At 72.9% G+C, this 25,849-nt stretch carries 27 protein-coding genes; 11 read left to right on the top strand and 16 right to left on the bottom strand.

From position 1 onward, the window contains the following. Both QQA02_RS08135 and QQA02_RS08130 read left to right on the top strand, forming a co-directional pair. Positions 1-931 (top strand): ABC transporter substrate-binding protein (locus QQA02_RS08135; protein ID WP_350309455.1); only part of this gene is annotated, 931 nt, incomplete at its 5' end. A gap of 101 nt (positions 932-1,032) precedes the next feature. Further along, on the top strand, positions 1,033-1,554 hold the full coding sequence (locus QQA02_RS08130; RefSeq protein ID WP_284864062.1) for a mycothiol transferase: 522 nt from the start codon (positions 1,033-1,035) through the stop codon (positions 1,552-1,554). On the opposite strand, the gene hisH is transcribed toward QQA02_RS08130, so the two are convergent. Then, complete coding sequence (gene hisH, locus QQA02_RS08125; protein ID WP_284864059.1) at positions 1,551-2,231, bottom strand: imidazole glycerol phosphate synthase subunit HisH; 681 nt, start codon at positions 2,229-2,231, stop codon at positions 1,551-1,553. The two genes, QQA02_RS08130 and hisH, sit on opposite strands and share 4 nt — an antisense overlap. Positions 2,232-2,401: 170 nt before the next feature. Here hisH and QQA02_RS08120 point away from each other — a divergent pair, with 170 nt between their 5' ends. After that, entirely contained in the window at positions 2,402-3,010 is a 609-nt protein-coding gene (locus QQA02_RS08120; RefSeq protein WP_284864064.1) for a cation efflux transmembrane domain-containing protein, read from the top strand. Positions 3,011-3,016: 6 nt separating this feature from the next. Here the strand turns inward: QQA02_RS08120 and QQA02_RS08115 are convergent, their stop codons facing one another. The 6 genes from QQA02_RS08115 to hisD all read right to left on the bottom strand — a co-directional run bounded on the left by QQA02_RS08115 (position 3,017) and on the right by hisD (position 9,119). Beyond that, the gene (locus tag QQA02_RS08115) at positions 3,017-4,252 is read right to left on the bottom strand and encodes an NAD(P)/FAD-dependent oxidoreductase (protein ID WP_284864057.1); all 1,236 of its coding nucleotides are present in this window, start codon (positions 4,250-4,252) and stop codon (positions 3,017-3,019) included. A 74-nt stretch (positions 4,253-4,326) separates the two neighbouring features. Then, the gene (locus QQA02_RS08110) at positions 4,327-5,778 is read right to left on the bottom strand and encodes an MFS transporter (RefSeq protein WP_284864055.1); all 1,452 of its coding nucleotides are present in this window, start codon (positions 5,776-5,778) and stop codon (positions 4,327-4,329) included. Next, positions 5,779-6,003 carry a CG2302 family histidine operon protein gene (locus tag QQA02_RS08105; protein ID WP_284773192.1) on the bottom strand — a complete coding sequence of 75 codons (225 nt, stop codon included), beginning with the start codon at positions 6,001-6,003 and terminating at the stop codon, positions 5,779-5,781. It abuts the gene before it with no gap. Positions 6,004-6,006: 3 nt separating this feature from the next. Continuing rightward, complete coding sequence (gene hisB / locus QQA02_RS08100) at positions 6,007-6,612, bottom strand: imidazoleglycerol-phosphate dehydratase HisB (protein WP_284773191.1); 606 nt, start codon at positions 6,610-6,612, stop codon at positions 6,007-6,009. Continuing rightward, the gene (locus QQA02_RS08095; RefSeq protein WP_284773190.1) at positions 6,609-7,790 is read right to left on the bottom strand and encodes a histidinol-phosphate transaminase; all 1,182 of its coding nucleotides are present in this window, start codon (positions 7,788-7,790) and stop codon (positions 6,609-6,611) included. Before QQA02_RS08095 ends, hisB begins: the two co-directional genes overlap by 4 nt. After that, positions 7,791-9,119 (bottom strand): histidinol dehydrogenase, encoded by a 1,329-nt coding sequence (gene hisD, locus QQA02_RS08090; protein WP_284864052.1) that lies wholly within the window; start codon positions 9,117-9,119, stop codon positions 7,791-7,793. Between the two features lie 173 nt (positions 9,120-9,292). On the opposite strand from hisD, the gene QQA02_RS08085 reads away from it, so the two are divergent. Beyond that, positions 9,293-10,321 (top strand): YbjN domain-containing protein, encoded by a 1,029-nt coding sequence (locus QQA02_RS08085; RefSeq protein WP_284864050.1) that lies wholly within the window; start codon positions 9,293-9,295, stop codon positions 10,319-10,321. Here the strand turns inward: QQA02_RS08085 and QQA02_RS08080 are convergent. Both QQA02_RS08080 and QQA02_RS08075 read right to left on the bottom strand, forming a co-directional pair. Continuing rightward, entirely contained in the window at positions 10,318-10,917 is a 600-nt protein-coding gene (locus QQA02_RS08080) for a hypothetical protein (RefSeq protein WP_284864048.1), read from the bottom strand. The two genes, QQA02_RS08085 and QQA02_RS08080, sit on opposite strands and share 4 nt — an antisense overlap. Further along, positions 10,905-11,576 (bottom strand): hypothetical protein, encoded by a 672-nt coding sequence (locus tag QQA02_RS08075; RefSeq protein ID WP_284773185.1) that lies wholly within the window; start codon positions 11,574-11,576, stop codon positions 10,905-10,907. The genes QQA02_RS08080 and QQA02_RS08075 overlap by 13 nt, the downstream gene beginning before the upstream one ends. A gap of 125 nt (positions 11,577-11,701) precedes the next feature. On the opposite strand from QQA02_RS08075, the gene QQA02_RS08070 reads away from it, so the two are divergent. The 6 genes from QQA02_RS08070 (at position 11,702) to QQA02_RS08045 (ending at position 20,945) form a co-directional block, all read left to right on the top strand. Continuing rightward, positions 11,702-12,238: a TetR family transcriptional regulator gene (locus QQA02_RS08070; protein ID WP_284864046.1), complete on the top strand. Its 537-nt coding sequence runs from the start codon at positions 11,702-11,704 to the stop codon at positions 12,236-12,238. A 289-nt stretch (positions 12,239-12,527) separates the two neighbouring features. Continuing rightward, positions 12,528-14,729: a glycogen debranching protein GlgX gene (gene glgX, locus QQA02_RS08065; protein ID WP_284773181.1), complete on the top strand. Its 2,202-nt coding sequence runs from the start codon at positions 12,528-12,530 to the stop codon at positions 14,727-14,729. 10 nt (positions 14,730-14,739) lie between these two features. Next, on the top strand, positions 14,740-16,164 hold the full coding sequence (locus QQA02_RS08060) for a DNA polymerase III subunit epsilon (protein WP_284864043.1): 1,425 nt from the start codon (positions 14,740-14,742) through the stop codon (positions 16,162-16,164). Positions 16,165-16,323: 159 nt separating this feature from the next. Continuing rightward, positions 16,324-16,968: a hypothetical protein gene (locus QQA02_RS08055; RefSeq protein WP_284773176.1), complete on the top strand. Its 645-nt coding sequence runs from the start codon at positions 16,324-16,326 to the stop codon at positions 16,966-16,968. Positions 16,969-17,006: 38 nt separating this feature from the next. Next, complete coding sequence (gene treY, locus QQA02_RS08050) at positions 17,007-19,748, top strand: malto-oligosyltrehalose synthase (RefSeq protein WP_284773175.1); 2,742 nt, start codon at positions 17,007-17,009, stop codon at positions 19,746-19,748. Next, positions 19,749-20,945 carry a GTP pyrophosphokinase gene (locus QQA02_RS08045; protein ID WP_284864041.1) on the top strand — a complete coding sequence of 399 codons (1,197 nt, stop codon included), beginning with the start codon at positions 19,749-19,751 and terminating at the stop codon, positions 20,943-20,945. It abuts the gene before it with no gap. Positions 20,946-21,013: 68 nt separating this feature from the next. Here QQA02_RS08045 and QQA02_RS08040 read toward each other — a convergent pair whose 3' ends face one another. From QQA02_RS08040 to QQA02_RS08015, 6 genes are all read right to left on the bottom strand, one after another. Next, positions 21,014-22,009, bottom strand: a complete 996-nt coding sequence (locus tag QQA02_RS08040; RefSeq protein WP_284864039.1) for a TIGR00730 family Rossman fold protein — start codon at positions 22,007-22,009, stop codon at positions 21,014-21,016. A gap of 17 nt (positions 22,010-22,026) precedes the next feature. Then, positions 22,027-22,452, bottom strand: a complete 426-nt coding sequence (locus tag QQA02_RS08035) for an RNA-binding S4 domain-containing protein (RefSeq protein ID WP_284773170.1) — start codon at positions 22,450-22,452, stop codon at positions 22,027-22,029. Between the two features lie 147 nt (positions 22,453-22,599). Continuing rightward, entirely contained in the window at positions 22,600-22,833 is a 234-nt protein-coding gene (locus QQA02_RS08030) for a hypothetical protein (RefSeq protein WP_284773169.1), read from the bottom strand. 31 nt (positions 22,834-22,864) lie between these two features. Next, positions 22,865-23,512: an IMPACT family protein gene (locus QQA02_RS08025; protein ID WP_284864037.1), complete on the bottom strand. Its 648-nt coding sequence runs from the start codon at positions 23,510-23,512 to the stop codon at positions 22,865-22,867. Continuing rightward, positions 23,509-23,739, bottom strand: coding sequence for a HypC/HybG/HupF family hydrogenase formation chaperone (locus QQA02_RS08020; RefSeq protein WP_284773165.1), 231 nt, complete (start codon positions 23,737-23,739; stop codon positions 23,509-23,511). The genes QQA02_RS08025 and QQA02_RS08020 overlap by 4 nt, the downstream gene beginning before the upstream one ends. A gap of 4 nt (positions 23,740-23,743) precedes the next feature. Beyond that, positions 23,744-24,907: a nickel-dependent hydrogenase large subunit gene (locus QQA02_RS08015; RefSeq protein WP_284864035.1), complete on the bottom strand. Its 1,164-nt coding sequence runs from the start codon at positions 24,905-24,907 to the stop codon at positions 23,744-23,746. A gap of 79 nt (positions 24,908-24,986) precedes the next feature. Here QQA02_RS08015 and QQA02_RS08010 point away from each other — a divergent pair, with 79 nt between their 5' ends. After that, positions 24,987-25,349 carry a hydrogenase maturation nickel metallochaperone HypA/HybF gene (locus tag QQA02_RS08010; RefSeq protein WP_284773161.1) on the top strand — a complete coding sequence of 121 codons (363 nt, stop codon included), beginning with the start codon at positions 24,987-24,989 and terminating at the stop codon, positions 25,347-25,349. Here the strand turns inward: QQA02_RS08010 and QQA02_RS08005 are convergent. Beyond that, complete coding sequence (locus tag QQA02_RS08005) at positions 25,280-25,849, bottom strand: hydrogenase maturation protease (RefSeq protein WP_284773160.1); 570 nt, start codon at positions 25,847-25,849, stop codon at positions 25,280-25,282. The genes QQA02_RS08010 and QQA02_RS08005 overlap by 70 nt on opposite strands.

The raw sequence follows: 25,849 nt of genomic DNA, 5'->3' as shown, positions 1-25,849 counted from the left end.
CCGCCTGCGCCGCGCACTCGGCGCCGCCGTGGCCGCCGTGCTCGCGCTCGCGCTCACCGCCTGCCTGAGCACCGACCCGACCTCCACCGAGGCCACCGCCGGCCGCGGCGGGGACGAAACGATCGTCATCGGCAGCGCGAACTTCCCCGAGTCCGACATCCTCGGCCACATCTACGCCGAGGCGCTCGAGGAGGCCGGCTTTGACGCCGAGGTCTCCTCGGGCATCGGCTCGCGCGAGGTCTACACCTCCGCGCTGGAGTCCGGAGACGTCGACGTCTTCCCCGAGTACCTCGGCGCTCTGGCCGTCTACTACGGCGTCGACGTCGCCCCGGGAACCGGGACCGAGGAGCTGGCCGGGCAGGCCGCCGCGGCGCTGCCTGCCGGCCTGGCGATCGCGCGGCCCGCCCCGGGCGAGAACGCCGACTCCTTCCGGGTGCTGCCCGGGACCGCACGGGAGCACGGACTGCACACGCTCGCCGACCTGGCCAAGCTGGACCGGGTGCGCTGGGCGGCGAACCCGGAGATCACCGGGCGCTCCTTCAACGCCGAGGGCATGGAGCGCGTCTACGGGGTACCGGCCGACTCGATCGAGTACCGGCTGATCTCCGACTCCGGCGGACCGCTGACCGTGACCGCCCTGCGCGACGGGCAGGTCGACGTGGCCAACATCTTCACCACCTCACCGGCCTTGGACTCCGACGGCGACGAGGTCGACACGGTCACCCTCGAGGACCCGGAGGGCCTGGTCAACCCGGAGAACGTCACCCCGCTCTACCGCGCCGACGCGCTGCCGGAAAAGGCCGTGTCCGTGCTCGACCGGGTCAGTGCGGCGCTGACGACCGAGCGGCTGCGCGAGTTCAACCTGCGTAACGTCGGGGACGAGCGGGCCGAGCCCGCCGAGATCGCACGCGACTTCGTCGAGAGCCTCTAGGCCCCGGGCCTCCCGGGCCGCCGGGGTCTCCCCGGGCCGCGCCGGTCCCCCGCACCACGACCCCCGCCCCGCCGTCGCGGGGCCGGCGAAAGGAGCACCCCATGAACGCCCTCGACATCCTGCGCGAGTTCTCCTCGCGCCCGCGCCTGGCCGCCCACGCCCTGCCCGACCTCGACGCCGAACAGCTCAACGCGCACCCGGCCGGCCACCCCAACTCGATCGCCTGGCTGCTCTGGCACGCCGCCCGCGAGATCGACGTCCAGCTCGCCGAGCTGACCGGGAAGGACCAGGTCTGGTCGGCGCAGGGCTTCGACACCCGCTTCGGGCTGCCGGACTCGGACGACGACTTCGGCCTCGGCCACACCCCCGAGCAGGCCCGGAAGATCCACGTCGAGGACCAGGGCCTGCTCGTGGCCTACCTCGACGCCGTCTGCGCCGCCCTCGACGCCTACACCGAGGGGCTTGCCGAGGACGACCTCGACGAGGTCATCGACCACCGCTGGGACCCGCCGGTCACCCGCGGGGTGCGGCTGGTCTCGCTCGTCGACGACGCCATCCAGCACGTCGGCCAGGCCTACCACGTCGCCGGGGCGCTCTCCGATACCCCCGTGGGTCCGGCCTAGAAGCTCGCCAGCCAGTTGCGCAGCAGCGCGGCGCCCGCGTCCCCGGACTTCTCCGGGTGGAACTGGGTCGCCCACAGCGGGCCGTTCTCGACGGCCGCGACGAAGCGTTCGCCGCCGTGGCTGGCCCAGTGCACCTTCGGCACCTCGGTCAGCCCGTCGGTGACCAGCTCCCAGTCGCGCACGCCGTAGGAGTGCACGAAGTAGAAGCGCTCGTCGGCCACGCCGGCGAACATCTCGGAGCCCTCGGCCACCTCGACGGTGTTCCAGCCCATGTGCGGCAGGATCGCGCTGTGCAGCTTCTCGACGGTGCCCGGCCACTGCCCGCAGCCCCTGGCGTGCTCGCCGTGCTCCTCGCCGTAGTCGAACATGACCTGCAGGCCCACGCAGATGCCCAGCACCGGGCGGCCGCCGGCGAGGCGCTGGCCGATCACGCGCGGACCGTGCACGGCGTTGAGGCCGTCCATGCACGCGGAGAAGGCGCCCACCCCGGGCACCACCAGCCCGTCGGCCTTGACGGCCAACTTCGGGTCGGAGGTGACGGTCACCTCGGCCCCGGCGCGCTCGAGGGCGCGCTCGGCGGAGCGGAGGTTGCCCGCCCCGTAGTCGAGGAGCACCACGCTCTTGCGGTGCGGCGCGTGCTGCCGGTCGGCGGTCTGGTTCTCGGGGCACTCCTGCATGCCCGGGATCTTAGTCGGCGCAGACTGCGGCCCGCCTGCACCCCCGTCTCCGGGGGTGACCTAGGATCTGGGGCGTGTCCACCGCAGATCACCCCGCATCCCCCGCCCCCGATGAGCCGAACGGCGCGCGCGGCCCGCACGTCGACCTCGCCCCGGCGCGCCGCGCCCGCCTGAACCGGCGCGTGCGCCTGATCGTGGCGGTCACGATCTCCTACAACGTCATCGAGGCGCTGATCTCCCTGGCCGCCGGCGCCGGGGCGTCCTCCGGGGCGCTGATCGCCTTCGGCCTGGACTCGGTCATCGAGGTCGCCTCCGCCGTCGCGGTGGCCTGGCAGTTCTCCGCGCGGAACCCCGAGGCCCGCGAGAAGGTCACGGTCCGCGCGGTGGCCGTCGCCTTCTTCGCGCTGGCGGCCTACGTCACCGTCGACTCGGTGCTGACGCTCTCCGGCGGGGCCGCCCCCGAGCACAGCCGGCTGGGCATCGCGATCACGGTGGCCAGCATCCTGCTCATGCCCGCGCTGGCCTTTGTCGAGTTCCGCACCGGCCGCGAACTGGGCTCCGCCAGCGTCATGGCCGATTCGCGCCAGCTGCTGCTGTGCCTCTACCTGTCGGTGACGGTGCTGGTGGGCCTCCTGGCCAACGCGCTGCTCGGCTGGTGGTGGGCCGACCCGGTCGCCGCGCTCGTGGTCGCCGCGCTCGCCGTGCGCGAGGGCGTGGAGGCGTGGCGCGAGGGCGAGCTCGAGGCGCCCAACGCGCTGCTGGCCGATCTCGACGAGTAGCCCGCCTCAGCGCAGCGGGTCGAAGGGCTTAAGCACGGGGTCGACGCGCCCGGTGGCGATCTGCTCGGCGAGCAGCTTGCCGCTGACCGGCCCCAGCACCACGCCCCACATGCCGTGGCCGCCGGTGGTGTAGACGTTCGGCGCCTTCGTCGCGCCGATCAGCGGCAGCCCGTCCGGGGTCACCGGGCACGAGCCGACCCACTCGTCCTTCCGGTCGTCGAGGTCGACCCCGGTGAACATGGGGCGCACAGCCTCGACCACCGAGTCGATGCGCGCCGGCTGGAAGGCCTCGTCGGGCCCGCGAAACTCCATTGTCCCGGCGATGCGCAGCCGGCCCTGGTAGGGCGTGCACGCCACGCGCTGCTCGGGCAGATAGATCGGGTGCTCGACCGGGGTCTCGGTGGGCACCGAGAACGAGTAGCCGCGGCCGGCCTGGACCATGGTGCGCACGCCGAGGCGCCGGGCGAGCTCCGGCAGCCAGGCGCCGGCGGCCAGCACCACGGTGTCCGGGGTGCGGTACTCCCCGGTGGACAGCTCGAGCACGGGCTTGCGCGTCGAGTTGACCTCGGTGACCGCCACCCCGGTGGTCACCCGGCCGCCGCGGGCCCGCACGGACTCGGCGATGGCCTCGCAGAAGGGGCCGGGCTCGATGTAGCGCTGCCCGCCGATGCGGTAGACCGCACGAGCGGCCTCGGAGAGCACCGGGGCCAGGCCGAGCGCTGCGTCTCTGTCGATGTACTCGAAGGAGATCTCCTGGCCGTGGCGCACCGCGCCCTCGATCTCGCCGATGAAGCCGCCGGCTTCCTTCTCGTCGCGGAAGGCCGCGACGTAGTCGCCGGTGTGGGTCCGCGCCTCCACCCCACCGTCGACGAGCTCGTCGTAGGCGGCGAGCGCCAGCTTATCTGCCGGGGTGAGCGCGGCCATCGTCTCATCCCAGCCCGAGCGGGTGGCGTGCGCCATGAAGCGGGCGCAGAAGGCCCACAGCCTCGGGTCGATGCGCGGCGGGACGGCCAGCGCGGCGTTCGGGTCGAACAGCGCGGTCGGCCCGTAGCGCCACAGCGAGGGGTGCGCCAGCGGGATGGTCTTGCTCTTGCCCGGGGCCAGCCAGCCGGCGTTGCCCCAGGAGGAGCCGCCGACCACGCCGACCCTGTCGATGACCTCGACGTCGAAACCGTGATTCTGCAGGAACCAAGCGACGGACAGTCCCGTCATCCCGGCCCCGACGACTACCGCCTCGGGCATGGCCGCCGCTCCTTCTGCTTCCGGGGTTCAGATCCTGCCCGCAGGATAGGTGTCGGCGATCACTATGACAAGAGTTAGTTGCGGGCGTCTCCGTCCACGGCGTCGCCCTCGTTCTCCTCGCGCCCCTTCCAGCCGGGGCGCGGCGGGCGTCGGCGCAGCAGGGCGGCGACGTCCACGGGGGCGTCGGCCGCGCGGCGTCGTAAAGCACGCGCACCACGCACCGCCCGGCGCGCCACCGGCACCTGGCGCAGGCGCGCACGGGTGTTGGAGTGCTCGGCAATGCGGTGGCGGCCCAGCACGGCGTCGGCGAAGGTGAGCAGCAGACCGAGCGCGATGACGGCCGCGCCCATGGCGAAGGCGTTGGAGTAGGCCGCACCGGCGGCGACCATGCCGAAGATGACGGAGCCGACGCCGGTGCCGGAGTCGTAGGCGCCGTTCCAGATCGCGGAGGCGTCCGAGACCCGGGAGCGCGGCAGGCGCATGAACATCGTCAGCAGCGCCTCGTTCTGCACCACGCCGAAGCCGCCGCCGAAGCAGACCGCCGCGACCACGAGCCACCACACCGACCAGTCGGCGAACATGACCACGGCCATCAGCGCCACGCCGATGACGGCCAGGGCCTGGCCGGGGCGCATGGTGGAGCCGGGCATGCCGCGGCGATCCGCGATCACACCCGAAGCGTAGCGGAAGACCATCGAGGCGCCGCCGACGATGGAGAGCATGAAGCCGCCGATGACGGCGCCGGTGACCGGGTCGAGCTCCTTGACAGCGGCCGGCAGGAAGGTCGAGACCGCGCCGAAGGACATCGAGACGGTCATGATGGCCGCCGCCGGCACGGTGACCAGCTTCCAGGTGGGCACCTTCGGGCCGGATTCGTCGATGTGCTCGTAGGCCGACGGTTCGCTGTTCTCCTCGCCGCCGCCGGGGCGCACCGCGGGGATGGGCAGGCACAGCAGCGCCGCGCCGACGGCGATGACGGCGCCGACGATGTAGCTGGAGTTGTAGCCGAGACCGGCGTTGACCAGGGCCAGGCCCAGCGGCAGGCAGAGCATCTGGCTGACGCCGAGGAAGACGCCGAGCATGCCGGAGGCCTTGCCCAGGAAGCGCACGGGCACCAGCTCGGCGATCAGGGCGGACTCGGCGACGGTCAGCGCGCCGAAGCCGAAGCCGCGCAGGGCGGAGAAGCCCAGGGCGGGCCCGGCGGACATGCCGAGCATGTAGCCCAGGGCGGGCACGCCGAGCAGGAAGGCGGCCACGGCCATCACCGGGGTGTAGCCGAAGCGGCGCAGCAGCCGCGGGGTGAAGACCTGGGTGGCCACCGTGGTCAGGATGAACGCGCCGGTGGTCCAACCGGCCAGGGTCTCCGAGCCGCCGGAGTCGATCACCGCCAGCGGCACGACCGGCAGCAGGACGGACCAGCTGCCGAAGGCGCAGGCGACGGCGAGCAGTGTGGGTATGTAGCCGGGGCTCTTCCAGATGCTGTCGAGCTTCTCGATCTCAGCACGGGACAGAGCCTGCACAGCCACTTACCTCACTCCTCCGATCAACATCACCACCGCCGTCGCCACGGCCGCCGCCGCGACCAGGGCGCAGAAGACGGTGAGCTTCTTCGCGTCATTCTGGTAGGCCGAGATCGTCGCCCCGACCATGAGACCCGCCACGGCGAACATGAAGTAGATCGGCCAGGGGCTGGCCTGGCCGGCCTCCTCCGCCGCGGCGAGGACCGCCGACACTGTAGCAGTCGTGCCCACGGGTTACAGGGCCCCCTTGGTCGAGGGCACCCCGTGCACGCGCGGGTCGTGCTCGGTGGCCTCGCGCAGCGCACGGGCCACGGCCTTGTACTCCGCCTCCGTGATGTGGTGCGGGTCGCGGCCGTAGTGGCAGATCACGTGCAGGGTGATCCGCGAGTTCAGCGCCAGCGACTCGAAGAAGTGCCGGTTGATCACGGTGGCGTAGTGGCCGCCGATGACCTGGTGGACCATGTGCTCCGGCTCGCCGGTCATCACGAAGTAGGGCCGCCCGGAGAAGTCGACGACGGCCTCGACCAGCGTCTCGTCCATGGGCAGCTGGCGCTGGCCGAAGCGGCGGATGCCGGCCTTGTCGCCGACGGCCTCGGCCAGCACCTGGCCGAGCACGATGGCGGTGTCCTCCACGGTGTGGTGGGCGTCGATCTCGGCGTCGCCCTTCGCGGTGACCGTCAGGTCGAAGGCGCCGTGCGTGGCGAAGGCGGTGAGCATGTGGTCGAAGAACGGCAGGCCGGTGTCGATGTGGCTGACGCCGGTGCCGTCGAGGTCCAGCTCGACGGAGATGTCGGTCTCGCCGGTCGTCCGGCGCGCGGCGGCGGTGCGGTGTGCGGTCACTGTGCGGCTCCTTGTGCGTGGGGGTCGTCGTCATTGCCGACGCCGTGGTGGGCGAGGTCGGCGGCGACGGCCAGGAAGGTGTCGTTCTCCTCGGGCAGGCCGACCGTCACACGCAGGTGGCCGGTCGCGCCGACGTCGCGGATGAGCACCCCGCGCTCGAGGAAAGCCTCGAAGACGGCGTGCTGGTCTGCGAAGTCGCCGAAGAAGATGAAGTTCGACTCGCTGTCCTGGACGCGGTAGCCCAGCTCGGTCAACTTCGCCGCGACGCGGTCGCGCTCGGCGGAGAGCTTGGCCACGGTTTCCAGGGTCTCGTCGCTGTGGCGCAGCGCGACGAGCGCGGCGGCCTGCGAGAGCACCGAGAGGTGGTAGGGCAGGCGCACGAGCATGACGGCCTCGACGAAGGCGGGGGCGGCCACGAAGTAGCCGAGGCGCCCGCCGGCGAAGTCGAAGGCCTTGGACATGGTGCGCGAGACGACGAGCTTGGTCGGGTACTTCGCCAGCAGCGTGCACGACGAGGGGCTGTCGGAGAACTCCATGTAGGCCTCGTCGACGACGACGATGCCCGGCGCGGCGGCGATGATGCGCTCGACGACGTCGAGGTCGGTGGCCTCGCCGGTCGGGTTGTTCGGCGTCGTGACGAAGACGATGTCCGGGGCGTGCTCGGCGATGGCGGCCAGCGCCGCCTCGGCGTCGATGCGGAAGTCCGCCCCGCGGGGGCAGTCGATGAACTCGGTCTGCGTGCCGGAGGCCAGGATCGGGTGCATCGAGTAGCTCGGCTGGAAGCCCAGCACGCTGCGGCCCGGCCCGCCGAAGGCCTGCAGCAGCTGCTGGAGGACCTCGTTGGAGCCGTTGGCGGCCCAGACGTTGTCGCGGGTGACGGCAACGCCGGTCTGCCCGCTGACGTAGGCGGCCAGGGCGTCGCGCAGCTCGACGGCGTCGCGCTCCGGGTAGCGGTTGAGCGTGGCACCGAGGCGGGCGACCTCGGCGACGAGGTCGTCGACCAGGGCCTGCGACGGCGGGTAGGGGTTCTCGTTGGTGTTCAGCCGGACCGGCACGTCGAGCTGCGGGGCGCCGTAGGGGCTGTGGCCGCGCAGTTCCTCGCGCAGCGGCAGCGCCTCGAGGCCGACCTCGGCGGCGACGGTGCCGGGCAGGTGGCGGTTCGCGTTGTCGGTGCTCATCTACTTCTCCCCCTCCGCGTCGGCGGCGGCGCCGCGGGCGCGCACGGCCTCGCCGTGGGCGGGCAGGCGCTCGACGTCGGCCAGCGTCACGATGGTCCCGGCGATCTCGGCGAGCGCGTCGGCGCTGTACTCGATGAGGTTGACCGGGCGCAGGAAGGTGTGCGAGCTCAGCCCCGCGTTGAAGCGCGCGGTGCCGGAGGTCGGCAGCACGTGGTTGGAGCCGGCGGCGTAGTCGCCCAGCGGCACCGGCGAGTAGGGCCCGACGAAGATCGCGCCGGCGTGGCGCACGCGCTCGGCGACCTGGCGGGCGTCGCGGGTGTGCACCTCGAGGTGCTCGGCGGCGTAGGCGTCGGCCACGCGCACCCCGGCGTCGATGTCGTCGACGAGCACGATGCCGGACTGGGCGCCGGTGAGCGCCTCGGCGACGCGCTCGGAGTTGAGGGTGACCGTGTAGCGCTGCTCGATCTCGCGGTCGACGGCCTCGGCCAGCTCGCGGGAGTCGGTGATGAGCACGCTGGCGGCCATCGGGTCGTGCTCGGCCTGGCTGATCAGGTCGTAGGCGACGTAAACGGGGTCGGCCGAGTCGTCGGCGAGCACCGCGATCTCGGTGGGGCCGGCCTCGGCGTCCGTGCCGACCACGCCGCGCACCAGGCGCTTGGCGGCGGTGACGAAGATGTTTCCCGGGCCGGTGACCATGTCCACCGGCTCGAGGCCCGCCTCGTCGTCGCCGTAGGCCAGCATGGCCACGGCCTGCGCGCCACCGGTGGCCCACACCTCGTCGACGCCCAGCAGCGAGCAGGCGGCCAGCACCGTCGGGTTCGGCCAGCCGTCGTTGTCCACCTGGGGCGGGGAAGCCACCACCAGGGTGGACACGCCCGCCTCCTGGGCGGGGATGACGTTCATCAGCACGCTGGAGGGGTAGACGGCCTTGCCGCCGGGCACGTAGAGGCCCACCCGCTCGATCGGGTGGAAGACCTCGGTGACCTCCGCACCCTCGGCGAGCATGGTCGTGTGCGGGGCCGGCACCTGCTCGGCGTGCACCTTGCGGATGCGCTCGATGGCCTGCTCCAGCACGGCGCGCACGTTGTCCGGGAGAGCGGCCACCGCGGCGTCGACAATCTCACGCGGCACGCGCACGGAACCCGGGCGCACATGGTCGAAGCGCTCGCCGAGCTCGAGGGCGGCCTCGGCGCCGCGGGAACGGACGTCTTCGACGATGGGCTGGACCTTGGGCAGGACCGCGGCGACGTCGGTGCCGCCGCGCGGCAGCACCCGACGCAGCTCGGCTACGCCCGGCTCGCGGCCGGTCAGGTCCGTGACGGTGAGCATGGTTGGGGTCTCCACCTCTCAGGGGACAAATTCCTCGTTGACAGTGACAGGCCTCATTGTATGGACCGGGGTTGCATGAAACGCCACGCCCACCCCCGCTGGGACACTAGACTGATGTTTCGACCAGGAACACGATCCCCCTTCCGCCCCTCCGGACCCCCGAGGAGGACCCCGTGCCCCACCGACAGCGCCCGCCGCGGCGCACCCCGGCGCGCGTCACCTTGGCCCGGCTCACCGCCGCGGCCGCCAGCTTCGGCTACCACTTCTACGCCGAGCGCGATCGCCTGCTCATCCCCTTCCCCGACCACCGCACGCTGGCCTACTTGACCAGCCCCGGCGGCACCCCGATGCTGGTGCTCGCCAGCCAGACCCGCGCCGACCTGCCGCTGGAGGCAGCCACGGACCTGGCCGCGGAGATCGACGCGTGGAACCGCACCCGCATCGGCCCGTCGCTCTACTTCCGCCACAACGGCGACGGCTCGCTGGCCGTCCACGGCCGGGCCGCCGTACCCGTGGCCGCCGGGCTGACCGACGAACAGCTCACCGAGGCCGTGGGCCTCGAGTTGACCGCCGCCCAGCTGGCCGTCGACACGCTGGCCGCCCGCTTCCCCGCGCTGCGCGCGACCGGGACGAACACCGGCGCCGACTCGGACGAGGCGACGGCCTTCGACTTCGACGCCGTGGCGCTGGCCGGCTCCCTGCCGGGCGGCACCGAGGACCCGCCGTACCTGCTGGCCACCCCGGGCGGGACCGTCGCGCCGCGGGAGACGAGCCCGGTCACCCCGGCCCGCCTGCTCGAGCTGCTGGCCGCCGAGGGGGTGCCCGCCACCTGGGCGGGCCCGGACGTGGTGGCCGCCTGGGTGGGCGCGACGCTGGTGGGGCTGGCCCTCGAGGAGGGCCCCCACCTGCTGATCACCGCACACTGGGGCCCCGGCCCCGGCGTCGAGGAGGAGCTGCGCGCCCGGCTGGTGTGCAACGACTGGACGGCTGTGTCCGCGCTGGCGCGGGCCTTCACCAGCCGTGCGGAGACGGGGCTGGAGGTGCGCACGGAGTTCGCCCTGGCGGTCACGGCCGGGCTCAACCCGGCGCAGCTGCACGGGGCGGTCACCGGCGGGATCGCGGCCGTGCTGCGCGCGGCGCACACGGTCTCCACCGAGCTCGGCGGGGTCGGCGCGCTGCGGCGCCGGGGGCCGGGGTTCTAGGACTCCCGGCGGGCGGTGGTGCCGGCCGTGGCGGTGGTGCCGGCCTTGGCGGCGGTGGCGGAGCCGCCGGCTGCCGCGTCGGCGTCGACCGCGGCGGCATCGCCCTCCGGGGTGTCCGGGCTCTTCGAGTCCTCGGGCCTCTTCGGCGACTCCGGCTCGGGCTCGAGGTCGACCAGACCCGCGCACCAGTAGAAGATCGCCGCGCAGAAGGCGGCGGCGACGAAGGTCACCGTGCCGGCCGTGACCGAGACCGGCAGCCGCGCAGGCGGGTCGGCCAACCAGTAGGCGGTCAGGTCGCCGGTCGCGGCGAAGACGCGGGTGCCCACGACGGCGACGACCACGGTCCACAGGAGCATCGCGATGCCGCGGGCGCGCGGGAAGACACGGTAGGCCGCCAGCGCACTGACGGCGGCGGTCACGCAGACCAGTCCGACGAGCGTGATCCAGAAGCCGAAGGGCGCGCCGGCGCCGGCGGCCACGCCCTCGGGGTCCAGGCTGAAGGTCGGGCGGGCCAGGCCCGCTGCCGCGCCGAGCAGCGCGTAGGCCGTGACGGCCACCGCGAAGACGGCGGCCGCGGCGTGGACTAGCGGTCGCACATGGTCCACCGGTTGTTTTCGCGCACGAGACGCACGGTGTTGGACTCCTCCTGGCCGTTGGCGTTGACGGTCACGTAGGCGGAGGCGCTGTCGCCGTCGACGCGGATGTCCTCGACGCTGTGCGTGGAGGCGACCATGCCGGCCTGGCCGATCGGGGCGTCGGCGGTGTAGGAGTTCTGGATCGCCTCGCGGCCGCCGGCCTCCTCGATGACGGCGGAGCAGGTGTTGTCGACCATGTAGTTGGTCAGGTCGGAGACCATGGTGTCCGGGTTGCCCAGGCGGTCGTAGAAGCCGTCGAGCACGCCGTTGATCTCGGAGGCGTCCTCCTCGCCGGCGGCCTCGCCGTCGACGGGCTCCTGCTCCTTGATCTGCAGGCCGTTCTCCAGCGGGTTGTCCACCTGCGGGGCGTCGCCGTCGCCGGAGTCGGAGCCCTGCGAACCGGAGCCGTCCTTGCCCCCGTCCTTGCCGTCCTTGCCGTCGGAGTTCCCGTCGCCGCCGTTGTCCGCGCCGTCGCCGTCGTGCAGCACGGCACCGCCGGAGCCGCTGTTCGAGCCACCCTGGGCGGAGGAGTCCGCGTCGTCGTCGCTGCCGCAGGCGGTCAGCGTGAGGGCGGCCGCGGTGACGACGGCCAGGATCTTGGTGCGGTGGGAAGTGAACATCTGTGAACCGGTTTCCGTTTCTCGGGGCGGGGCGCCCGCGCGACGCCCGTTCGATCTGGTGCGCAGATGACGATACCAGCCGCGATCACGGTTCCCCGGGCACATCCTGCGCGTAGGCTGTCAGTGTGGCCCTTAACCGTACCCTCATCCTCGACACCGCGCTCGATCTCCTGGGCAAGTACGGGCTCGCCGACGTCACGATGCGTCGAGTCGCCAGCGCACTCGACGTCGCCCCGGGTGCCCTCTACTGGCACCTGAGCAACAAGCAGGAGCTCATCGCCGCGATGGCGCGCAGCATCCTCACGCCCGTGCTGGACCCCGAGTCCGGCCGGGAGGAGACCCCGGCCGTCCGCGACCTCTTGCGCAGCTTCCGCTCCGCGGTGCTCGCCCACCGCGACGGCGCCGACGTCGTCTCCGCGGCACTGTCCACCCCGCCGCTGCAGGCGGAGATGCTCGAGCGCATCTCCGCGGCCGTGGCCGCCGAGGGCGTGGACCCGTCCGCCGCCCTGGTGCTGCTGCACTTCGGCATCGGCGCGGCCGTCTCCGAGCAGGCCGCCCGCCAGCTCGCCGACGACGCCGGCGGCGAGCCGGTGGACGAGAAGGCCGCGGCGGAGGCCTTCGACCGCGGCGTGGCCACGATCCTCGCCGGCGCCGCGCGCTAAGATCACCGCGCACCGGCATCGCGGCGCACGCCCGCGCCGCGCACCGGCACGACCCCTCCGCAAGCCCGCCCACCCCAACGCGCCCCCGCCGCGCGGCGACGCGGGACACCGCCCCTCCCCCCGTTACGCCGGGCCCGCGGGCCTCGCCGGCACCCCGACACGCCGGGCCCGGGGCACCCCGCCGCAGACAGTGCCCAAGCTCACTACCAGGACATCTACCACCGGGAACGGGCCCGGAGCCCGCGCGCCGAATCGATTTAGGTGAGGATCTGCGACTAAAATCCGTGACATGATCTCACAGAGCAACCCGTCGCTGTCTATCTGGCCCGGCAACCCGCAACCGCTCGGCGCCACCTACGACGGCTCCGGAACGAACTTCTCCCTCTTTTCCCGGATCGCGGACAAAGTAGAGCTCTGCCTCATCGACGAGGACGGCGCGGAGACCCGCGTCGAACTCACCGAGACCGACAACCACAACTGGCACTGCTACATCCCGGGCATCCAGCCCGGCCAGCGCTACGGCTACCGCGTCTACGGGCCCTACGACCCGGACGCCGGCCACCGCTGCGATCCGAGCAAGCTGCTCGTCGACCCGTACTCCAAGGCCTTCGACGGCGAGTACGACGGCGACGCCTCCCTGTTCTCCTACGACATCAACGACCCGAACAACCCGGACGGTCGCAACGAGGAGGACTCCCTGGGCCACACGATGCTCTCGGTGGTCATCAACCCCTACTACAACTGGGAGGGCGACAAGCACCCGCGCATCCCGGACCACCACACCGTCATCTACGAGACCCACGTCAAGGGCATGACGGCCACCCACCCGGACGTCCCGGAGCACCTGCGCGGCACCTACGCCGGCATGGCGCACCAGTCCGTGATCAACTACCTGAAGGACCTGGGCATCACCGCCGTCGAGCTGATGCCGGTGCACCAGTTCTACCAGGACGACCGCCTGCGTGAGCTGGGCCTGCGCAACTACTGGGGCTACAACACCCTGGGCTTCTTCGCCCCGGAGCAGCACTACGCCCACTCCTCGGAGCCGGGCGGCGCCGTGGCCGAGTTCAAGTCGATGGTGCGCGCGTACCACAACGAGGGCATGGAGATCATCCTCGACGTCGTCTACAACCACACCGCCGAGGGCAACCACATGGGCCCGACGCTGAGCTTCCGCGGCATCGACAACAGCGCCTACTACCGCCTGGTCGACGACGACCCGCGCCACTACATGGACTACACAGGCACGGGCAACTCCTTTAACGTGCGCGACCCGCACTCGCTGCAGCTGATCATGGACTCGCTGCGCTACTGGGTCACCGAGATGCACGTCGACGGCTTCCGCTTCGACCTGGCCTCGACCCTGGCCCGCGAGTTCGGCGACGTCGACCGCCTGGCCACCTTCTTCGACCTGGTCCAGCAGGACCCGGTCGTCTCGCGGGTCAAGCTGATCGCCGAGCCCTGGGACGTCGGCGACAACGGCTACCAGGTGGGCAACTTCCCGTCGCTGTGGTCGGAGTGGAACGGCAAGTACCGCGACACGGTGCGCGACTTCTGGCGCGGCGAGCCGTCGACGCTGGGCGAGTTCGCCTCGCGTCTGACCGGTTCCTCGGACCTCTACGACCACAACGACCGCCGCCCGACCGCCTCGATCAACTTCATCACGGCCCACGACGGGTTCACCATGCATGACCTGGTGAGCTACAACGACAAGCACAACGAGGCCAACGGCGAGGACAACCGCGACGGCGAGAGCCACAACCGCTCCTGGAACTGCGGCACCGAGGGGCCGACGGACGGCAAGGAGATCCTGGACCTGCGCCGCCAGCAGATCCGCAACTTCATGACGACCCTGCTGCTCAGCCAGGGCACACCGATGATCAGCCACGGCGACGAGATGGCGCGCACCCAGGGCGGCAACAACAACGTCTACTGCCAGGACAACGAGATCTCCTGGATGGACTGGCAGCAGCTCGAGGACAACGCCGCGCTGCACGCCTTCACCCGCCGCCTGATCGAGATCCGCGACCACCACCCGGTCTTCCACCGCCGCCGCTTCTTCGCCGGCGGCCCCCTGGGCACGGACGCGCTGGACCGCGACATCGCCTGGCTGGTGCCCAACGGCACGATGATGACCCAGGACGACTGGAACTTCCAGTTCGGCAAGGCCCTGATGGTCTACCTCAACGGCAACAACATCGAGGAGCCGGACCGCCACGGCAACCGCGTCGTCGACGACTCCTTCCTGATGATGTTCAACGCCCACTACGAGGACATCGACTTCACCCTCCCGCGCCGCGAGCTCGGCCGCGGCTGGCAGCTGATGGTTGACACCACCGAGCCGGAGGGCGTCCCCTCGGACAAGGAGACGGAGTGGGCCGCGGAGACGACCCTGACCGTCCCGGCGCGCTCGACGATCGTGCTCAAGCAGACCGCCGCCCCCGACTTCGGCGAGGACGACCCGGACCGCCCGAAGAAGGAGTCGATGTAGTCTGTAGTGCGTGATTCCCGCTCTCGACGCCACCGTCTCCGTGACCCGCGAGAAGGTCACGCTCACCCGCACTCTCCTGGCCGCCTCCCTGGCGGGGGCGCCGGAGTGTGTGCTCGACGTCAAGAGGATTGACGACGTCGCGCTCGTCGCCCCGGACGAGTACCTCCCCGGTGCCGTGCGACTCGCCTGCGCCGGTGAGACGGTGGCGGTGCGCTTCGCGCCGCACCAGGGCGCGGAGGCCAAGTTCTTCGCCGAGGCCGTGCGCGCGGCCATGCGCGGCGAGACGCCGTCCGACGACGCGGCCGCGATCCCCGTGCCGGGGCTGGACTGCGTGGTCGCCGACGTGCGCCTGCGCGACGGCAACTCCGGGCCGGTGGAGTCCGTGACGCTCGCAGAGGTCACCGACGGCGTCGCCGGGGCGGAAAGAGAGATTTCCGACGCCGCGGGGCTCGCCGATGCGCTCGGCTCCCGGGTGCTGGTGGCCCACAACGCCCAGCTTCTGCTCGGCGAGCTGGTACGCGCGGGGCTGGTCTCCGGTCCCGTCCCCTTCGGCTGCACGCTGGCGCTGGCCCGCGCCGCGCGCCTCGACCCGCCGGCGGCGGACCACACGCTCGCCGGCCTGGCCGAGGCCCTCGGCGTGCGGGGCGAGGGCGCGGCGCGCGTGGCCGGGGTGCTCGCGGGCCTGGCGCGCTCCTTCGGCCACGGCGGCGACGTCGCTGGCCTCTTCCACGACCGGAGGCTGACGCTGGGTGAGGTGCGTGCCGACGGCACCGTCTACCCTGTCCTGCACGATCTCTCCGGTGCGGCCGTGGCCGCCCAGCGCCGCGCCCTGGCCGGTGGGGCCGCGGACGCCGACTCCCCGGCCGCAACGGAGACCGCGAAGTCCTCCGGCACCCCGAAGACCGGCACCCCGAAGGCCGATTCCCAGAAGGCTGGCGCCGCCGACGCCGGGTCCGGTTCCACGGCGGAGTCGACCGAGACCGACTCCTCGAATGCCGTCCAGGAGGCGCTGATCTCTACCGCTGAGCTCTCGGCGACCGCCCGCAACGAGTCCGCCGGCTCGGCCAAGTCCGGCAGGTCCGGCGGCTCGCGCGGGCCGGCGCCCTGGGCCGCCGTGGCCACGCCGGACACGATCCCGGAGCCGAACCCGAATGCCGACCCCGAGGGCGTGCTCTTCGGCGAGAACGTCACCCTGACCGGAGACTTCGAGCCCTTCGACAAGGGGCAGCTGTGGGCGGGCCTGGCCCACCACGGCGCGAAGATCGGCAAGAACGTCACCAAGAAGACGACCATCCTGGTCGTCGGCTCCTGGGCCTCGACGACCTCCAAGGAGAAACGCGCCCGCGAGCTGCAGGCGAAGGGCCAGGAGATCCAGATCTGGCCGGCCGCCGACCTGCTGGCCGCCCTCGGCCTCGACGAGGAACCGCCCTTCTGACCCCTGCCCACCGGCACCGGGGCTGCGGCACGTCGACGGCACCGGCCGCTCCGGCCCCTCGGGGGTGCGGCGGCGTCCCCCGCACAACCACCGTGGGAACCGAGGGAAGGGTGCGGGCAGTCGGATACGGGTGAGAGCACCCCGATCCGAGGAGCCCCCGTGCACCCGTTTCCGCACCGCCCGCCGAACCCGGCCCACCCGCAGCGCCGCCCGCCACGCCTGGTCCCCGAGCTGATCGCCGCGCCCGCGCGCGTGCCCGGCCTCGGCGAGGCCGCCTTCGCCCGTCGGCGCGCCACCGTCGCGCTGTCCCGCGAGCTGACCGCCGGCATGCTCCTCGACGGCCGCCCCGCGGCCCACGAGGACCTCGCCGCCGCTGGGCTTAGCCTCCACCGCGCGTGGCTGCGTGCCTCGGAGACCCTGCTGGCCGCCGCGCGCACCGAGTACGGACTGCGCTTCCTCACCCGCCCGGCCAGCCGGCTGTGCCCGCAGGCCCCGCCCGGCGCGCTCCAGGTCGCCGTCCACGGCGGCACGGACCCGACCGCCTGGCTGGCCCACCCGCGCACCTTCGCTGTGCTGCACGCGCACCTGCAACGCCTCACGGGCACCACGCCGCGCTACGTCGCCCCGCGCAGAGGGGTGCTCGTCGCGACGTCGGAAATTGCGGCGCACGCACTGGGCGACTGGGCCCGCGAGGCGGCCCACGCGGCCGGGAAAATGGCGCTGAGCGGGCGGTTCATCGAGTACGCCCGCGGCTTTCCGCGGCTGGTGGCCGGGCACGCCGCCGCGGTGACCACTAGCCTGTGAGGGAGTAAGGATCGCATGGGAAGGATTGTTGAGCCGACGTGGTCAACCGAGACATCATCGCCACCTACCGCCTGCAGCTGCGCGGGCCCGCCGCCGACCCCGACGGGGCCGGGCGCGCCTTCACCTTCGACGACGCCCGCGCGCAGATCCCGTACCTGAAGGACCTCGGGATCAGTCACCTCTACCTCTCCCCCGTCCTGTCCGCCCCGGCCGAGTCCAACCACGGCTACGACGTCGTCGACCCCACCGAGGTCAACCCGGAACTCGGCGGCATCGAGGGGCTGCGCCGCCTGTCCGCCGCCGCCCGCGAGGCCGGCATGGGCGTCATCGTCGACCTGGTGCCCAACCACCTGGGCGTGGACACCGCCTACCTGAACCCCTGGTGGTGGGACACGCTCAAGCACGGGCGCGACTCCGCCTGGGAGGACTTCTTCGACATCGACTGGCACGACGACAACGGCGCCGACGGCCGCCTCGGCCTGCCGGTGCTCGGGTCGCCGGACGACGTCGAGGCGCTCACGCTGATCGCCCGCGGCGACGAGGCCTACCCGGAAGGCCTCGAGGAACGCGCCGCCGAGGACGGCTCCGACGACGTGGTGCTCGCCTACTACGACAACGTCTTCCCCGTCGCCCCCGGCACCTGCTCGGGCCCGGACGACGACCCGGTGGCCGTCCATTCCCGCCAGCACTACCGGCTGATGTACTGGCGCGAGGGGGTCATCTCCTACCGCCGCTTCTTCTCCGTCAACGGGCTGGCCGGCATCCGCCAGGAGGACCCGAAGGTCTTCCGCGCCAGCCACCGGGTGCTGCGCCAGCTGTGCCGCGAGGACCTCATCGACGGCGTGCGCGTGGACCACCCGGACGGCATGGCCAACCCGTTCCAGTACCTGCGCCGGCTGCGGCGTCTGATCGGCCCGGAGCGCTGGCTGGTCGTCGAGAAGATCCTCGGCGTCGACGAGCCGCTCGACGCCCGCCTGCCCGCCGACGGCACCACCGGCTACGACGCGCTGCGCGAGCTCGACGGGGTCTTCGTCAACCGCGCCGCCGAGGACTCGCTGTCCATGCTCGCCCTCGAGCAGTCCGGCTCGACCTGGAACGCGCAGGCCATCGAGGCCAGCGAGCACCAGCTCAAGCACGGGGTGGCCGAGTTCGAGCTCGCCGCCGAGGTGCGCCGCCTGGCCCGTGCCATCCGCCGCGACAACTTCTCCACCGCCGGCTCCAACGTCTCGGAGGACCGCCTGGTCTCCACGATCATGCACCTGGTCGCCGCGATGCCGGTCTACCGCGCGGACTACCTGTCGCTGTCGCGCGTGACGGCCACCGTGGTCGCGGAGATGTCGCAGCGCTTCCCGTCGCGCCGCGACGCCCTGGACCTGATCTCCGCGGCGCTGCTGGCCGACGACGGCGAGGCGATGACCCGCTTCGCCCAGGTCTGCGGTGCCGTCATGGCCAAGGGCGTGGAGGACACGCTGTTCTACCGGGCCTGCCGGCTGGTCTCCCTGCAGGAGGTCGGCGGCGCGCCTGGGCGCTTCGGGGTCTCGGCGGCCGAGTTCCACTTGCTCCAGCAGGAGCGCGCCCGCCTGTGGCCGCGCGCGATGACGACGCTGACCACCCACGACACCAAGCGCAGCGAGGATACCCGCGCGCGCATCATCGAGCTGTCGGAGTTCCCCAACGACTTCGCCGAGTTCGTCGGCGAGGTCACCTCCGTGGTGCCCGCCCCGGACGCGGCCACGGGCCACTTCCTGCTGCAGAACATCATCGGCGTGTGGCCGGCCGACGGGCAGGTCACCGAGAAGCTGCGCGGGCGCCTGCGCGACTACGCGCTCAAGGCCGTGCGCGAGGCCGGCGTGCACACCACCTGGTTCGACCAGGACTCCGCCTTCGAGACCAACGTGCTCGACTGGATCGACGTGCTCGTCGACGGCCCGGTGACCAGCCGCATCACCGCCTTCGTCGCCGCGCTCGACGACGGCGCGCTCACCGTCACCCTGGGGCGTAAGGTCCTGCAGCTGCTCGGCCCCGGCGTCCCGGACGTCTACCAGGGCACCGAGTACGTCGACCGTTCCCTGGTCGACCCGGACAACCGCCGCTTCGTCGACTACACCGCCCGCGCGCAGACCCTGGCCACGGGCGCGCCGGACTTCGCCGCCCTCGCCGGCGGCGCCTCCGGCGCCACGACTGACGACGTCGCGGAGGCCGCCGCGGCGACCGACGGCACCGTCGCGAACGCCGGCTCGGCCGGCGCCGCGGGCGCCGGCGACACCGGCGAGGAGCCGAAGCGGCCGCGGGGGCTCATCGAGGAGGTCTTCCCCGCCTGGCACGCCGCGCTCGCCTCGCCGGACCGGGTCAAGCAGTACGTCACCCACACCGCCCTGACGGTGCGCCGGGCCTTCCCCGACGCCTTCGTCGAGGGCGACTACCAGGCCGTCTTCGCCGAGGGTCCGGGCATCGCGCACGTGATCGGCATGGCCCGCGGCGAGGCCGTCGACGCCGCCGACATCATCGGCGAGGAGGGCCTCGACGAGCCGGAGCCGCCGAAGGTCAGCGTCATCGCGCTGGCGGTGCGCCGCCCGCTGTCGCTGGCCTACCGGGGCGGCTGGCGCGGCACCACGGTCACCCTGCCCGAGGGCGAGTGGACCGAGAAGATCACCGGCCGCACCTTCTCGGGCACCGTGGACGCCGCCGCGATCTTCGCCGCGCTGCCCACCGCGGTGCTCGTGCCCGCCGACGCCGGCGCCGACGACGCCGCCGACGCCGCCCGGGAGGCGGAGGCCTAGATGGCCGGGGCGAAGAAGAAGGACCGCAGGAAGGCCGCGGCCGCCCGCGCCGTGCGCCGCACCGGCCGCGGCGGCAAAGCCAAGCCCAAGGCCAAGGCAAAGCCGGACAACGCCGCCGCCGCGGGCGACCGCGGCGGCAGGAACGCAGCCCGGGCGACGGATGCGCACGGCGGGACGGACGCGGGCGTCGTCAAGCAGGACGACCAGACCATCGCCGAGCTGGGCAACCGCTACCACGAGTTCCGGCGGCGCCACCCGCACGCCGACGTCGAGTTCGCCGACGCCATCGAGGAGCTGCTCACCGACGCCGGCGTCACCTTCGACCGCGTCGTCGCGCGCGTGAAGACGTGGCGCTCGCTCAAGGACAAGGCCCGGCGCACCCGCGAGGACGGCACGCCGTCCTACCCGGAGCCGTGGACGGACATCCACGACGTCGTCGGCGTACGCGTGACGGTCTTCCACTCCACGGAGATCCCGCGCGCCGTCGACACGCTCACCGAGTCGTTCACCGTGCGCCGCAGCGTGGACAAGACCGCCGAGACCCGCATCGCCGGCTCCTTCGGCTACGGCTCACACCACCTGGTGCTCGCCGTCGACGAGACCGCCCACGAGGCCGTGGAGCTCGACGCCTACGCCGGGATGACCTTCGAGGTCCAGATCCGCACCGTGCTGCAGCACGCGTGGGCCGAGTTCGAGCACGACATCCGCTACAAGTCCGGCGTCGACGGCATCGACCCGCGCGTCGACCGGGCCTTCACGCTGGCCGCGGGGCTGATCGAGCTGGCGGACCAGCAGTTCGACCAGATCGCCGCGATCCAGGGCGCCGAGGTCGACGCCGCCGACGACGTCGAGCTGACCCCGGAGACCCTGCCCGGGGTGCTCGCCGTGGTCGGCGGCACGCGCTACCCGCGGCCGCGTTCCGACGACTACCCGTGGCTCAACCAGCTGCTGGCCGCCAACGGGATCACCACCGTCGGCCAGCTGCGCCGGCTGCTCACCGCCGCGGACGTCGACGCGGTGCGCCACGCGATGGCCTACCGCTACCGGCCCGGACAGGTGCGCCTGATCGACGACCTGCTGCTCGCGCGCTTCGGCGAGAAGCACATCGAGCGCACCGGCGAGACCGGCCGGCGCCCCGGGCAGCGGCCCGGCCGGCTGCGCCGCCGCCTCAAGGTGCTGCGCGCGCGGAAGCCCTAGGGCCCGGCGCGGCTGGGCGGGCGGCGCGGGCGGCGCGGGCGGCCTTCCCGCCCCGGGTGCGCCCTCCCCTAGCGCGGGTACTTCGACGCCGGCGTCTCCCACTGCGCCAGCGCCGCGCCGGCGGAGGCGAGGTCGTCGGCGACGATCAGGCGCTCGAGGTACCTCCCCAAGAGGAACCCGGCGCCGACGACGGTGCGCAGGTAGTCGACCAGCGGGGTCCAGTAGGCCGTGCCCAGCAGCACGATCGGGTACGGGAAGTGCCCGAGCTGCTGCAGGGTCCAGGTCTCGAAGAACTCGTCGAGGGTGCCCGAGCCGCCCGGCAGCACGAAGACGACACCGGCCGCCTCGCGCAGGGCGGCCTTGCGGGCTGCCATGTCGGGGGTGCGCGTCAGCTCGCTCAGGCGCGGGTGCGCGATCTCGGCGTCGATCATGCTCTCCGGCATGATGCCGCGCAGCCTGCCACCGTGCTCGACCACCGCGTCGCCGAGGACCCCCATCAGCCCCACGGCACCGCCGCCGTAGGCGACCTCCACCCCGGCGCGCGCCAGCCCTGCGCCCAGGCCCGCGGCCAGGGCACGCCCGCGCGGGTCGACGCCCTCGGCGGAGCCGGCGTAGACGGTCGCCGTGCCACAGGCACGCAGCCGCTCCAGGCCCGCCAGGGCGGTGCGCGAGAGCTGCGCGAGCTCGAGCCCCTCGCGATCGGCGGGGGTCAGCCAGCGGGCCTCGGCGATCTCGGAGTCCGGGCGGGCCTCGAGGACCTCGTCGGTCAGCCACAGCTCGCCGCGCACGGTGAAGCCGGGCTCGTTGGCCGCCCGGGCCGCAAGGCTGCCCAGGCGCACCATGCGGGAGCGGTCCGGGGTGCAGCCGATCTCCTCGGCGCACTCGCGCAGGATGGTCTGGTCCTCGGTCTCGCCCGCCTCGGGCTTGCCACCGGGGAACTGGAACTTCCCGCTGCCGCGCTTGCGCACCTGCAGCACCGCGCCGTCGTCGCGGCGGGCGATCAGGCCGCAGACGTGGATGACGCGCTCGTCGGAAACGTCGGGGGACGCAGCGGGGTTGGTCATGCGGCCCGTTATACCCCTCACCGCCGCCGGTCGCGGCTGGAGTGCCCGCGCAGCCGGTCGAGCTCGCGACGCTCCTTCTTCGTCGGGCGCCCCGCGCCCCGGTCTCGCACCGGCATGCTCGCCAGGATCTCCTTCGGCGGGGGCGGCGGTGTGTGGTCGATGTAGCAACTGCGCGCCACGGGCGCGGAGACCCGCGTGCGCACGGTCGCGGTGACCTCGACGTCGACCTCGTGGTGGTTGGCCCACACGCGCACCCGGTCACCCGGCACGACCTGCTGGGCGGGCTTGACCGAGGCCCCGTTGAGCTTGACGTGCCCGGCCCGGCATGCCTGGCCGGCCGCGGACCTGGTCTTGATCAGGCGCACGGCCCACACCCACACGTCGATGCGCACCGGCAGCCCCGAGGGCTCCCCGCGTCCGGGTCCCCCACCGCTCTTCGCCATCGTCTTGATCCTCCGTCGCGCCCGTGCCGGGCGCGCATCCACGCCGCGGCGGCGCCTCGGGCGCCGTGCGCCTCGGGCGCCGTGCGCCTCGTGCGCCGTGCGCCGCAGGCCCGGCGCCTCGAGCGCCGCGGGCGCCGCAGCGCTCGTCTAGTACTGGTCCCTGTGGTTGACGATCTTGCGGATCCGCGACCAGTAGTACCCGCCGCCGACCACCGCGACGACCAATCCGACGACCAGCCAGGTCCAACTGGTGAACAGCAGACCCAGGGCGACGCCGCCGACCACGCCGCCGCCGACGCAGACCGCGGCGTTGCGCGAATAGGTTCGCACGGCGGACTTGCGGGCCTCGATGGGGTTGCGGGGGTAGCGCTGCATGCTCATGCGGACGATTCTATCCGCTCCCCCGCCGCTCTCACCTCTCGGCGGGGACCTCCACCCAGGCGGTGCCGGCCTCCGCCGGCTCGGCCGCGCCGGCGGTCACGGCCGCGAGCGTCGTGAACAGCCCCTCGAGGCCGTCGAGGTCGCAGGCCACGGTCAGGGTGACCGCCGCGCCGTAGGCGACGTCGGTGACCGTGACCCCGCGCGCTCGCAGATCGGCCTCGACGCGCCCGGCGTCGGCGTGCGGCAGCTCGAAGGTGAACAGGCGCCGGCGGACCCGCCGCACCCGCGGCACCTTCGGCAGCAGGTCGCCCACAGCGTTGGAGTAGGCGTGCACCAGCCCGCCGGCGCCGAGCTTGACCCCGCCGAAGTGGCGCACGACCACCGCGGCGACGTCCAGCATCCCGGAGCCCTTCAGCTGCTCGAGCATGGGGCGCCCGGCGGTGCCGGAGGGCTCGCCGTCGTCGGAGGAGCGCTCGACCGGGTTAGCGTCGTCGACGTGGTGGATGAACGCCGAGCAGTGGTGGCGCGCGTCCGGGAACTCGGCGCGCGTGGCGTCGATGAAGGCCCGGGCCTCGTCCTCGTCGCGCACCCGGCGGATCAGGCAGATGAACCGGGAGCGCTTGATCTCGTGTTCGCCGCGGAACGTCTCGCCCGCGACGGGCAGCAGGTAGGAGCTCATCCGCCGAGCATGTCGAACTCGTGCATGGTGCGCAGCGTCTCCTCGGCCTCGGCCTTCTCGACGGTGTCGACGGCAAAGCCGTGCTGGAACATCACGAAGTCACCGACCTCGACCTCCGGGGTATAGGCGAAGCAGCAGGGCCGCTCGTCGCCGACGACGTCGATGAGGCCCATCGGCATCAGGCCCTCACCGGTCTTGATCACCTTTCCGGGGATTCCCAGGCACATACGCTTACTCCTTTTCTCCGGGTTCCATCGTAGCGACCTCCACGTGCATCGCCCCGGGCGGCGCCGAGGAGCACGGCAGGCACGGGTCGGCCGTGCGGATCGCCTGCTCCATGCCCTCCTCGCCGGCGCCGGAGCGCGCCGCGTCGGTGAGCATCGCCGCCAGCCACGGCTCGTTCTGCGCGGTGGGCGTGAGGATCCAGCAGCCGGTGAGCGTGCCCTCGGCGTCGACGTCGAAGACGTGCGCGAGCAGCCCGCGCGGCCCGTCGACCAGGCCCACGCCGCGGCCCTGGTGCTTGACGACGCCCTCGTGGTCGCCGCCGGCGCGCAGCGCGCCGTCGCCGGTGGTCTCCCCGAGCGCGTCCAGTGCGGCGGCCACCCCGTCGAGGCTGTCGGCCACGCCGAAGCGGTCGCCGCGGGTACCCCGGGCGGCCGGGCCCACGCGGTAGGGCAGCCAGTCGCCGCCGAAGAGCACCTCCGGGCGCGGTGAGGTGGCACCGGGGCGCGACTCGCGCACCCGCTCCGGGAACTCGGCGACAGGGTGGATCTCGCGGGTGTCACCGGCGACCACGGCGAAGAACGTGCCGAGCGGGTCCCAGGTGCCGTCGGCGTCGCACAGGAAGACGTCGGCGGCGCCGGTGAAGGCCGGGGCTGCGAGCCCCGGCAGCGCGGCGGCACGTTCTCGTAGGTCGGCGAGCACCGCGACGTCGACAATCGAGGTGTCGGCGTCGCTTTTGACGCCACCGGGCACGGCGACGTCCGGGAAGTGGCCGGGACAGCCGGCGGCCTCGAGGACCTGCTTGCCGAATCGCTTGAGCTCGACGGCCAGCTCGCGGTGGGTGAACAGCAGCTTCGGGGCGAGCGTGTCGAGCACCGAGCCGTGGTGCAGCAGCGAGCGCACCGCCAGCGCGCGCGGCGGGACGGTGAGGCCGGTGAGGTCGTCGAGGGCGCGCATCGCGGCGAGGTGGTGGGTGACCGGGCACAGCCCGCACAGGCGGGTGACCAGCTGCGGGACCTCCGCGGTGGTGCGCCCGACGAGCATCGGGTCCACGCGCGGGAAGCCGCTGAGGTCGAAGGCGGCCTCGTCGACGTGGCCCTCGGCGTCGTGGCGCACGTGCACCACGGCACCGGCCGGGTCGACGAGCTGGTCGACGCGGAGTTTCTCTGTCATCGCTTCCGGATCCTTCCTTTCACGGGGTGTGGCCCCTGCCCGCGATCCCAGGCAGGCGGTTGTCCCTAGGATGGGGGCCATGCATGAGCTGAGTCTTCTGACCGGGGTGGTCGACGCCGTCGAGTCGAGCGCCGGCGGGCGCGCGATCGAGGCCGTAGGGCTGACGGTGGGGCGCCGCTCCGGGGTGGTGCTCGAGGCGCTGCACGGGGCGTGGCCGGTGGCGCGCGCGGGCACGGTGTGCGAGGGCGCGCGCCTCGAGGTCACGGACGTGCCGGCGACGGTGTACTGCCCGGAGTGTGCGGCCGAGCGGGAGATCGACGAGTTCTTCGACCTGACCTGCCCGGTCTGCCACACCCCGACGGCGGACCTGCGTCACGGGCGTGAGTTCACGCTCGACTGGGTCGACGTGGCCAACGGGGACGCCGCGGACTCGGCGGACTGAGCCGGGTCGTCTGCGCCGGCGGCACCGTCGGCGCCACCGGTCCAGGCGGCGAGCTGGTCGAGGGCGAGCCGTGCGGCGGCCTCCAGGCCGCCCTGCGCGGTCTCGGTCAGCCCGACGGTCAGCTCGATCTTCTCGGCGACCACGCCGACGACGACCAGCTCGGCCGGTTCGTCGTTGAGCAGGCGCGCCGCGCCGAAGAGGTCCATCAGTCCCACCTGGTGCGGCGAGACGTTCTGCGGGATGAAGCGGCGGATCTCCGCCCCCTCGAGCCGCACGGCCTCGCCGGGGGCGCCGGGGCCGGCCACGGCGTCGAGCACCAGCAGTCGCTCGGCGTCCTGGAACTCGCCGAGCAGCTCCAGGCCCGCGATCGCCCCGTCAACGTAGTCCACGCCGGCCGGGCCGCGGTCCTCGACGAGCTCGAGGAGTGCCTGGCCGATGCCGTCGTCGCCCATGATGGTGTTGCCCACCGCCAGGCAGGTGACCTTTCCGGGGACGGTCAC

The sequence above is a fragment of the Corynebacterium sp. MSK006 genome (assembly GCF_030232385.1).
GTDB lineage: Bacteria > Actinomycetota > Actinomycetes > Mycobacteriales > Mycobacteriaceae > Corynebacterium > Corynebacterium frankenforstense_A.
This window is presented reverse-complemented; position numbering and strand designations above follow the sequence as displayed.

What these genes read in the sequence shown, in the direction of transcription:
- QQA02_RS08130 (WP_284864062.1), top strand. Translation starts at nt 1,033, where the DNA reads ATGAACGCCCTCGACATCCTGCGCGAGTTCTCCTCGCGCCCGCGCCTG.
- QQA02_RS08045 (WP_284864041.1), top strand. Translation starts at nt 19,749, where the DNA reads ATGGCCGGGGCGAAGAAGAAGGACCGCAGGAAGGCCGCGGCCGCCCGC.
- QQA02_RS08030 (WP_284773169.1), bottom strand. Translation starts at nt 22,833, where the DNA reads ATGAGCATGCAGCGCTACCCCCGCAACCCCATCGAGGCCCGCAAGTCC.
- QQA02_RS08075 (WP_284773185.1), bottom strand. Translation starts at nt 11,576, where the DNA reads ATGTTCACTTCCCACCGCACCAAGATCCTGGCCGTCGTCACCGCGGCC.
- QQA02_RS08035 (WP_284773170.1), bottom strand. Translation starts at nt 22,452, where the DNA reads ATGGCGAAGAGCGGTGGGGGACCCGGACGCGGGGAGCCCTCGGGGCTG.
- QQA02_RS08095 (WP_284773190.1), bottom strand. Translation starts at nt 7,790, where the DNA reads ATGAGCACCGACAACGCGAACCGCCACCTGCCCGGCACCGTCGCCGCC.
- hisD (WP_284864052.1), bottom strand. Translation starts at nt 9,119, where the DNA reads ATGCTCACCGTCACGGACCTGACCGGCCGCGAGCCGGGCGTAGCCGAG.
- QQA02_RS08040 (WP_284864039.1), bottom strand. Translation starts at nt 22,009, where the DNA reads ATGACCAACCCCGCTGCGTCCCCCGACGTTTCCGACGAGCGCGTCATC.
- QQA02_RS08020 (WP_284773165.1), bottom strand. Translation starts at nt 23,739, where the DNA reads ATGTGCCTGGGAATCCCCGGAAAGGTGATCAAGACCGGTGAGGGCCTG.
- QQA02_RS08010 (WP_284773161.1), top strand. Translation starts at nt 24,987, where the DNA reads ATGCATGAGCTGAGTCTTCTGACCGGGGTGGTCGACGCCGTCGAGTCG.
- glgX (WP_284773181.1), top strand. Translation starts at nt 12,528, where the DNA reads ATGATCTCACAGAGCAACCCGTCGCTGTCTATCTGGCCCGGCAACCCG.
- QQA02_RS08025 (WP_284864037.1), bottom strand. Translation starts at nt 23,512, where the DNA reads ATGAGCTCCTACCTGCTGCCCGTCGCGGGCGAGACGTTCCGCGGCGAA.
- QQA02_RS08015 (WP_284864035.1), bottom strand. Translation starts at nt 24,907, where the DNA reads ATGACAGAGAAACTCCGCGTCGACCAGCTCGTCGACCCGGCCGGTGCC.
- hisH (WP_284864059.1), bottom strand. Translation starts at nt 2,231, where the DNA reads ATGCAGGAGTGCCCCGAGAACCAGACCGCCGACCGGCAGCACGCGCCG.
- QQA02_RS08115 (WP_284864057.1), bottom strand. Translation starts at nt 4,252, where the DNA reads ATGCCCGAGGCGGTAGTCGTCGGGGCCGGGATGACGGGACTGTCCGTC.